Source organism: Phenylobacterium sp. (assembly GCF_036495085.1).
Lineage (GTDB): Bacteria > Pseudomonadota > Alphaproteobacteria > Caulobacterales > Caulobacteraceae > Phenylobacterium.
The window spans coordinates 21,878-29,480 of record NZ_DASXNL010000003.1; the positions used below are offsets into that span (position 1 = coordinate 21,878).

A 7,603-nucleotide genomic window follows, 5' to 3' on the forward strand; every position below is an offset into this window, starting at 1 on the left:
CCCTATGAGCGATCTCAAGGTTTCATTGGGCGAGGCGGTCGAGGCCGCTTTCGCCGAACTTGGCTTGCCGGGCGAACTGGGGCGCGTGACGACCTCGGACCGGCCCGACCTTGCAGACTTCCAGTCGAACGGCGCGCTCGCCGCGGCCAAGCGCGTCGGAAAGAACCCGCGCGAGATCGCGACCGCCGTCGCCGGGCGGTTGGCGGGCGATCCCAGGCTTGCGGGCGTCGAAGTCGCCGGCCCGGGCTTCATCAACCTCAAGCTCACCGATCAGGCGCTCTCCGATCGCGCCCAGGTGATCGCGGCCGATCCCAGACTGGGCGCTGAGAAGGTCCGCGTCCCGCGCCGGGTGCTGGTCGACTATGGCGGCCCCAACGTCGCCAAGCCGATGCATGTAGGCCACCTGCGCGCCTCGATCATCGGCGAGGCGATCAAGCGGCTCTACCGTTTTCGCGGCGACGAGGTGCTGGGCGACGCCCACTTCGGCGACTGGGGCTACCAGATGGGCCTCTTGATCGGCGCCGTCACCGACGAGAACCCCAGGATCGCCGAGGCGGTCGAGCGCCTGAATGCCGGCGAAACGGCCGACGCTGCGGCCTTCGACGCCGTGACGCTCGCCGACCTCGACCGACTCTATCCGGAGTCCGCGGCGCGGGGGAAAGAGGAAGCGGCCTACCGCGAACGCGCCCGCAAGATCACCGCCGGCCTGCAGGCAAAGCAGCCCGGCTACTACGCCCTGTGGAAACGTTTCCACGACGTGACGCAGGTCGCGCTTACGCGCGACTTCCACGCCCTGGGCGTCGACTTCGACCTCTGGAAGGGTGAGAGCGACGTTGATCATCTGATTGAGCCAATGGTGGCCGAGCTCGACGCCAAGGGCCTGCTCGCCCTCGACCAGGGCGCGCGAATCATCCGCGTGGTCCGCGAAGGCGACAGGCGCGAGCTGCCGCCGCTGTTGGTGGTGTCGTCCGAGGGCTCGGCGATGTACGGCACGACCGACCTTGCGACCATCCTCGACCGCAAACAGACCTTCGATCCCCAATTGGTCATCTACTGCGTTGACCAGCGCCAAGCCGACCATTTCGAAATCGTCTTCCGTGCCGCTTATCTCGCCGGCTACGCCAAGGAAGGCCAGCTCGAGCACGTCGGTTTCGGCACCATGAACGGGAGTGACGGCAAGCCCTTCAAGACCCGCGAGGGCGGCGTCCTGAAGCTCGCCGACATGATCGAGATGACCCGCGAGAAGGCGCGCGAGCGGCTGCACGAGGCCGGCCTGGGCGAAGACCTTCCGGCCGACGAGTTCGAAGACATCGCCGGCAAAGTCGCCGTCGCGGCGCTGAAGTTCGCCGACCTGCAGAACTTCCGGGGCACCTCCTACGTATTCGACCTCGACCGCTTCACCAGCTTCGAGGGAAAGACCGGCCCCTACCTGCTCTATCAGGCGGTACGCGTGAAGTCCCTGTTGCGCCGTGCAGCCGAGGCGGGCGTCCAGCCCGGCCCGATCTCCGTCACCGAGGCCGCCGAGCGTGAACTTGTCCTGACCCTCGACGCCTTCGAAGGCGCACTCACCGAGGCTTATGACAAGAAGGCGCCCAACGCGGTGGCCGAACATGCCTACCGGCTTTCCCAGGCCTTTTCGAAGTTCTACGCGGCCTGCCCGATTCTTCAGGCCGAGCCCGCCACCCGCGCCTCGCGGCTGGCTCTGGCCCGAACCACGCTGGCCCAGCTCGAACAGGCCCTCGACGTTCTGGGGATCGCCGTTCCCGAGCGGATGTAGGCAAGAGGCGGAAGACGTCCGCGCTACATCGCAGTCCGCAGCGTGAGCAGCTCGGGGAACAGCTTCCGGTCGAGCGCCTTGACGAGGTAGTTCACCCCCTCCGACCCCCCTGTCCCGCGTTTGAAACCGATGATCCGCTCGACGGTCTTCATATGGGTGAAGCGCCACTGCTGCAGGCGGTACTCCAGGTCGACCAGCTTCTCGCCGAGCTCGTAGAGGTCCCAGAACCTTTCTGTTTTGCGATAGACCTCCAGCCAGGCTGCTTCAACCTTCGGGCTCGCGGCGTAAGGTTCGCTCCAGTCGCGCTCCACATGGTCGGTCGGGATGTCGAATCCTCGCCGCGCCAGCAGCCGCAGGGCCTCGTCGTAGAGGCTGGGCTGGTCCAGGATCTCTTCCAGGTCTTCGCGCCGCGCCGTGCCGGCTTCATGCGATTCGAGCATTCGCCGGTCCTTGGCGCCTAGCAGGAACTCGAGCTGTCTGTACTGGAACGACTGGAACCCCGAGCTCGCCCCCAGGCTCTGGCGGAAGTTGGCGTAGTCGTAAGGGGTCATCGTCGCCAGGATCTCCCAGGCCTGGATCATATGGGCCTGGATCCGCGCCACCCGCGAGAGGGTCTTGAACGCCGCGCGCAGGTCGTCGCCACGAATATCGCCGCGAGCGCTGCGGATCTCATGGATCGACAGTTTCAGCCAAAGCTCCGTGACCTGGTGGATCACGATGAAGAGGAGTTCGTCGTGCTCAGCCGTCGCCGTACCTTGCGCACTGAGCAGCGTATCCAGTTGCAGGTAGTCGCCGTAGTCCATGACCTGCGGCCATAGGCGTTCGGCACGCCGATGGCCAGATGCCGCAAGCTCAGATCGGCTCGGCGCGATCGTGGGCGAAGAGCTGCTGCGGCATCTGCGAGAACGTCCAGCCGCCGCCGTGGTCCTCGCTACGGTCGAGAATCCAGACCACGTCGAAGCGCTCATCGGGCCAGGCCTGCGGGCATCCGATCGCATCGCCCGCGATCGCGCGCGCCAGACCGACGATATGGCTGTGATGCCAGGCGATCAGGACCGGACCCGGGGCCTGCAGCACGGCGGCGGCGATTGCCGCCTCTTCCCCCTCCGGAAAGCGGCTATCGATCCCAAGTCCGAGCAGGGCGGCCAGCGGTTGAACCGTATGCTGAGCCCGCAGGCTGGGGCTGAGCGTGGTCGCGGCGGACGCGAAGATCGACCGTGGCGTCGAGATCGGCGAGCCCGCCGGCATGCCGCCCCGCGGTGAGAAGAACGGCGCCAGCGCCCCGGCCCGCTGCCAGCCGCGTATCGTCAGTTCATGCTTGGCGTGCACGCCCTCGATATTGACCCCGCGATCCGGCCCGCCGTTGGTGTGCTTCTCGCCATGGCGAATGATCATCACCCTGAACATCTGCCGGACGTCATCCCCGCGCCACCGCCGATCGCACGCCGCAGATTAGCGCACGCGTCGGGCAATTGGGGAAGGCCGCACTCTCCGTAGGCTGATGACTGGTATCCCGTCCAACCTGGAGGGATAGGAGCGACGGCCGGCCGCCGCAGCCCCGATCGGACTCGCAAAAGCCCCTATGTTCTGCTTATGTTCTATTCATGCCGCCGCCCCATAAGCCCTCCGGTCCCCTGCCCATTGGATCGCTGCACGCCCGCGACTTCGCCCCCATGCGAACCCAGCGGACGCTCGCCGAAGCGCCCGCCGATAGCCAGGGCTATGTGCGGTTTTCCTGCCTCAACCGGGACTGCAGCCGCACCGGCAAGATCCGCCTGGCCGCACTCCAGCAGCGCTTCGCCCCCGGTGAAGGCCTGGTGAACATTCTCAACGCGGTGATGCCGAAGGATTGCCCCCGGTCCGCGCCCGACCCCTGGGGCTCGCGCCGCTGCGGCTTCTGTTACCGGGATCTTCGTTGACCCCAGGAACGCAAGGAACAACAACGGAACCCACAACCGCGACGGACCAAGCGTGAACAGGCGCGCGGTAACTGAGGCGGCCCTTCCCGCGAGTCGGAACATGAGTCATATATTCAGTAGGAGCACTTAAGATATCAGGGGAGGACACCTCGATATGAAGACTGTTCCCATACTGTGCGCCGTTGCGACGCTCGCCGCGATTGCAGCCCCGACCTTGGCCGCGCCTCCGACCACGCCGCCGATGAATGACTTCAGCCAGGCCTTCTATAAATGCGACGGCGGCAACGCGTTCATGATGTCGTACGACTCGGACGACGCGAAGAGCGCGCAAATGACCACCAGCAACGGCAACAAGCGCTACGACCTCAAACGAACGCCTAGCCCCAATGGCGCGGAGTTCGACGGCGCCAAAGTGAGCTTCTGGACCGACGGCAAATCAGTGGTCGTGAAGGGCACGCAAGTACCCTTCACGAACTGCAAGACCAAGATAAGCTGACCTGGCGACGCTACCGCGTCAGGGAAGGTCTTTGCGCGGGATCGCCGCGATCTCCGCCGGCGTGAGTTTGCGCAGGGAACGGGCGATGAGCGGCTGGCGGAAGCCTCTTTGGTCCGACAGGGTCAGATCGAGATCCAGGGCCGAGCAGATCCAGTTCGATCCACGGATCTGGTTGACGATGAAGTTGCTCCCATCCTTGCGGACGTGCGAGCCGCGCGTGAGGTCAACCTGATAGACGTCGTTCAGGCCGACCTTGAGGTAGAGCACATCTCCTTCGCCCGGCGCGCTCCAGCCCGTCCAGGTGTTGCTGGCGAAGCAGGCGCGATTCGGCGCTGGATTGACAGCGGCGTCGGCGGCGGTCGCGGCGAGTAGGATGGCCGCAACAGCGGCCGCAGGGAGGGGATTGAGGATCATGGCCATATCGGAACGCTAGGGCTGCATTGAAGGGGCACTATACCCCTTCTGCCCGGCCCGCGTCCGCATTGAACAACTTCAACGCTGGAGCGACCAACGCTCATTGACACCGCCTCCCCGCTCCATCAGGTTCCGCCTCGACTCTCGCGGGAGAGATCGGGGCCCCTCGGGAACCCGGAGCCGAAGGCGCAACCGCCCCGGAAACGCTCAGGCAAACGGACCGCGATGAGCTGATGCACGCTGGAAAGTGGCGTCCTTCGTGGAGAAGGCCGCCCGCCGAAGGAGCAGGGGACACGCCGAACCAATGGCGGTCCGAAATCTCTCAGGCCCAAGGACAGCGGGGGCGCGGAACGCCAGGGCTCGCACCCGGCTGACCGCCCCATCGTCAGCCGGAGTCCGCCTTTGTCCGCCCCCACCGATACCGACGCCCCGCTCAAGACGACGCCCCTGCACGCGGCGCACATCGCGGCCGGCGCGCGGATGGTCCCCTTCGCGGGCTACGACATGCCCGTGCAATACGCCGAGGGCGTGCTTAAGGAGCACCTTTGGACGCGTGAGCACGCCGGCCTCTTCGACGTCAGCCATATGGGCCAGGCGCGCCTGCGCGGCGTCGCCCCGCTCGCGGCCTTCGAGGAAGTTGTTCCCGGCGACTTCATCAACCTCAAACCCGGCAAGCAGAAGTACTCCGTGCTGCTCAATCGCTCGGGCGGGATCATCGACGACCTGATGGCCGGGCGCCCAGACGACGACGGCCTCTATGTCGTGGTCAACGGCGCTTGCAAGGACAACGACTTCAAGGTCATCGACGGCGAACTCGCCGGTCAGGTGACCATCGAGCGGCTGGAGGACCGGGCGCTCCTGGCGCTGCAGGGCCCGGAAGCCGCCCAGGTCTTCCAGGCCCATGCGCCTGAGGCCGCGGCGATGGTGTTCATGGATGTTCGCCCCATCCGCGCGTTCGACCAGGACCTGATCGTTTCGCGCTCCGGCTACACTGGTGAGGACGGCTACGAGATCTCGATCCCGGCGGCCGCGGCCGTCGAGGTCTGGAACACACTGCTCTCCGACCCGCGGGTGAAACCGATCGGGCTCGGCGCGCGGGATTCGCTGCGCCTGGAAGCCGGCTTGCCGCTCTATGGCCACGACCTCGACGAGACGGTCAGCCCTGTCGAAGGCGACCTCCTCTTTGCGGTCAACAAGAACCGCCGCGAGCAGCGTGACTTCCCGGGCGCGGCGCGCATCGTCAAGGAGCTGACCGAGGGCCCTGCCCGCGTCCGGGTGGCGCTGAAGGTGCTGGAGGGCGCCCCGGCCCGCGAGGGGGCCGAGATCGCCGATGCGTCCGGCGCCGTCATCGGCGTGGTCACCTCCGGTGGCTTCTCGCCCAGCCTCAAACAGGGCATCGCGCTTGGCTTCGTCACCCCCGCCCACGCCGGCGTAGGCTCCCAGCTGAAGGTGATCGTCCGCGGCAAACCACAGGCCGCCGAGGTCGTAAAAGCCCCCTTCGTCCCACACCGCTACGTCCGCAAGGCAGCCGGATGAGCAATGCCCGCTCGCCCCATTCGTCCCGGCGTGCGCCGGGATTCAAACCGACTCGCTGCGCGCGTCCCCGCCTCTGCGGGAGCCGAGCCGCGATATTTCCAACCGAAGGATCTTAGCCATGCGCTTCACCAAGGATCACGAATGGGTCGAGGTCGACGGTGACGTCGCCACCGTCGGCATCACCGCCTATGCCGCCGAGCAACTGGGCGACGTGGTGTTCGTCGAGACCCCCGACGTCGGCAAGGCGGTGAAGGCTGGGGACGGATTTGCCGTGGTCGAGAGCGTCAAGGCCGCCTCCGACGTCTATGCCCCAATCTCAGGCGAGGTGGTCGAGGCCAACGGCGCCCTCGCCGATGCTCCGGAAACCGTCAACGCCGCCCCGGAGGCCGGCGGCTGGTTCGCCAAGCTCAAGCTCGCCAACCCCGCCGAGGTCGACGCCCTCATGGACCGCCACGCCTACGAGGCCTACCTGCAGACGCTCTAGGGACCCGCCGACCTCCGCGCAGGCGGAGACCCAGATTTCTCGCCCCCCGTATAGGCCCCGCTCTGATACCCGCCTTCGCGGGAACGGGCGGATGGATCAGAGACCGCATGAGATACCTCCCCCTCACCGTCGAAGACCGCGCTGAGATGCTCGGCGTCATCGGCGCTCCCGACATCGACGCCCTGTTCGTCGACGTGCCTGCCGTTGCTCGGAAGAGAGAGCTCTTCGACCTTCCCCCGCGGGCAGGCGAGCTGGAGGTCGAGCGCGAACTCGGCGCGCTCGCGGCGATGAACCGGTCGGCCGGCGCGGGGCCGTTCTTCTGCGGCGCGGGCGCCTACCGCCATCATGTGCCGGCCAGCGTCGACCACATCATCCAGCGCTCCGAGTTCCTGACCAGCTATACCCCCTACCAGCCGGAGATCGCGCAGGGCACGCTGCAGGTGCTGTTCGAGTTCCAGACCCAGGTCGCCGCGCTCACCGGCCTCGAGGTCGCCAACGCCTCAATGTACGACGGCTCCACCGCTTGCGCCGAAGCTGTGATGATGGCCCAGCGCGTGACGCGCCGCGAGAAGGCGATCCTCTCCGGCGGCCTTCACCCGCACTACGCCGCCACCACTCAGACTATCGCCCACGCCGAGGGCATGGAAATTGTGCGCCAGAAGGCCGCCGTCGACGCCGAGGCCGACGTCATCGCCGCCATCGACGCGGAGACCGCGTGCGTGGTGGTTCAGACGCCGAACGTCTTCGGCGTCGTGACCGACGTAACGAAGATCGCAAAGGCCGCGCATGCCGCGGGCGCACTGCTGATCGTGGTCACGACCGAGGCGGTGTCTTTCGGCCTCCTGAAGTCGCCCGGCGAGATGGGCGCCGACATCGCCGTGGCCGAAGGCCAGTCGATCGGCAACGCGCTGAACTTCGGTGGGCCATACGTCGGCCTCTTCGCCTGTCGCGAGAAACTGGTGCGCAGCATGCCGGGG

General features: G+C 66.7%; 9 protein-coding genes and 1 riboswitch. Of the genes, 6 read left to right on the top strand and 3 right to left on the bottom strand.

Translation table 11 applies throughout. From position 1 onward, the window contains the following. Positions 1-4 precede the first annotated feature (4 nt). Positions 5-1,777: an arginine--tRNA ligase gene (argS, locus tag VGI62_RS00255; RefSeq protein ID WP_331502373.1), complete on the top strand. Its 1,773-nt coding sequence runs from the start codon at positions 5-7 to the stop codon at positions 1,775-1,777. Positions 1,778-1,800: 23 nt separating this feature from the next. On the opposite strand, the gene VGI62_RS00260 is transcribed toward argS, so the two are convergent. Continuing rightward, entirely contained in the window at positions 1,801-2,580 is a 780-nt protein-coding gene (locus VGI62_RS00260) for a tryptophan 2,3-dioxygenase (protein WP_331502374.1), read from the bottom strand. A gap of 49 nt (positions 2,581-2,629) precedes the next feature. Continuing rightward, on the bottom strand, positions 2,630-3,184 hold the full coding sequence (locus tag VGI62_RS00265) for a hypothetical protein (RefSeq protein WP_331502375.1): 555 nt from the start codon (positions 3,182-3,184) through the stop codon (positions 2,630-2,632). Positions 3,185-3,381: 197 nt separating this feature from the next. Here VGI62_RS00265 and VGI62_RS00270 point away from each other — a divergent pair, with 197 nt between their 5' ends. Further along, positions 3,382-3,696: a hypothetical protein gene (locus tag VGI62_RS00270; protein WP_331502376.1), complete on the top strand. Its 315-nt coding sequence runs from the start codon at positions 3,382-3,384 to the stop codon at positions 3,694-3,696. Positions 3,697-3,850: 154 nt separating this feature from the next. Next, the gene (locus VGI62_RS00275; protein WP_331502377.1) at positions 3,851-4,192 is read left to right on the top strand and encodes an MliC family protein; all 342 of its coding nucleotides are present in this window, start codon (positions 3,851-3,853) and stop codon (positions 4,190-4,192) included. 18 nt (positions 4,193-4,210) lie between these two features. On the opposite strand, the gene VGI62_RS00280 is transcribed toward VGI62_RS00275, so the two are convergent. Continuing rightward, the gene (locus VGI62_RS00280) at positions 4,211-4,606 is read right to left on the bottom strand and encodes a hypothetical protein (RefSeq protein WP_331502378.1); all 396 of its coding nucleotides are present in this window, start codon (positions 4,604-4,606) and stop codon (positions 4,211-4,213) included. Between the two features lie 137 nt (positions 4,607-4,743). Continuing rightward, a riboswitch (glycine riboswitch) is annotated at positions 4,744-4,839 on the top strand. Between the two features lie 169 nt (positions 4,840-5,008). On the opposite strand from VGI62_RS00280, the gene gcvT reads away from it, so the two are divergent. The 3 genes from gcvT to gcvPA all read left to right on the top strand — a co-directional run. After that, positions 5,009-6,142 carry a glycine cleavage system aminomethyltransferase GcvT gene (gcvT, locus tag VGI62_RS00285; protein WP_331502379.1) on the top strand — a complete coding sequence of 378 codons (1,134 nt, stop codon included), beginning with the start codon at positions 5,009-5,011 and terminating at the stop codon, positions 6,140-6,142. Between the two features lie 118 nt (positions 6,143-6,260). After that, positions 6,261-6,626 (top strand): glycine cleavage system protein GcvH, encoded by a 366-nt coding sequence (gcvH, locus tag VGI62_RS00290; protein WP_331502380.1) that lies wholly within the window; start codon positions 6,261-6,263, stop codon positions 6,624-6,626. A gap of 107 nt (positions 6,627-6,733) precedes the next feature. Then, a partial coding sequence (gene gcvPA, locus VGI62_RS00295; RefSeq protein ID WP_331502381.1) for an aminomethyl-transferring glycine dehydrogenase subunit GcvPA occupies positions 6,734-7,603 on the top strand: 870 nt, incomplete at its 3' end.

Excerpts from the sequence above, each read along its gene's own strand:
- argS (WP_331502373.1), top strand. The coding sequence starts at position 5 with ATGAGCGATCTCAAGGTTTCATTGGGCGAGGCGGTCGAGGCCGCTTTC.
- VGI62_RS00265 (WP_331502375.1), bottom strand. The coding sequence starts at position 3,184 with ATGTTCAGGGTGATGATCATTCGCCATGGCGAGAAGCACACCAACGGC.
- VGI62_RS00260 (WP_331502374.1), bottom strand. The coding sequence starts at position 2,580 with ATGGACTACGGCGACTACCTGCAACTGGATACGCTGCTCAGTGCGCAA.
- VGI62_RS00275 (WP_331502377.1), top strand. The coding sequence starts at position 3,851 with ATGAAGACTGTTCCCATACTGTGCGCCGTTGCGACGCTCGCCGCGATT.
- gcvH (WP_331502380.1), top strand. The coding sequence starts at position 6,261 with ATGCGCTTCACCAAGGATCACGAATGGGTCGAGGTCGACGGTGACGTC.
- VGI62_RS00280 (WP_331502378.1), bottom strand. The coding sequence starts at position 4,606 with ATGATCCTCAATCCCCTCCCTGCGGCCGCTGTTGCGGCCATCCTACTC.
- VGI62_RS00270 (WP_331502376.1), top strand. The coding sequence starts at position 3,382 with ATGCCGCCGCCCCATAAGCCCTCCGGTCCCCTGCCCATTGGATCGCTG.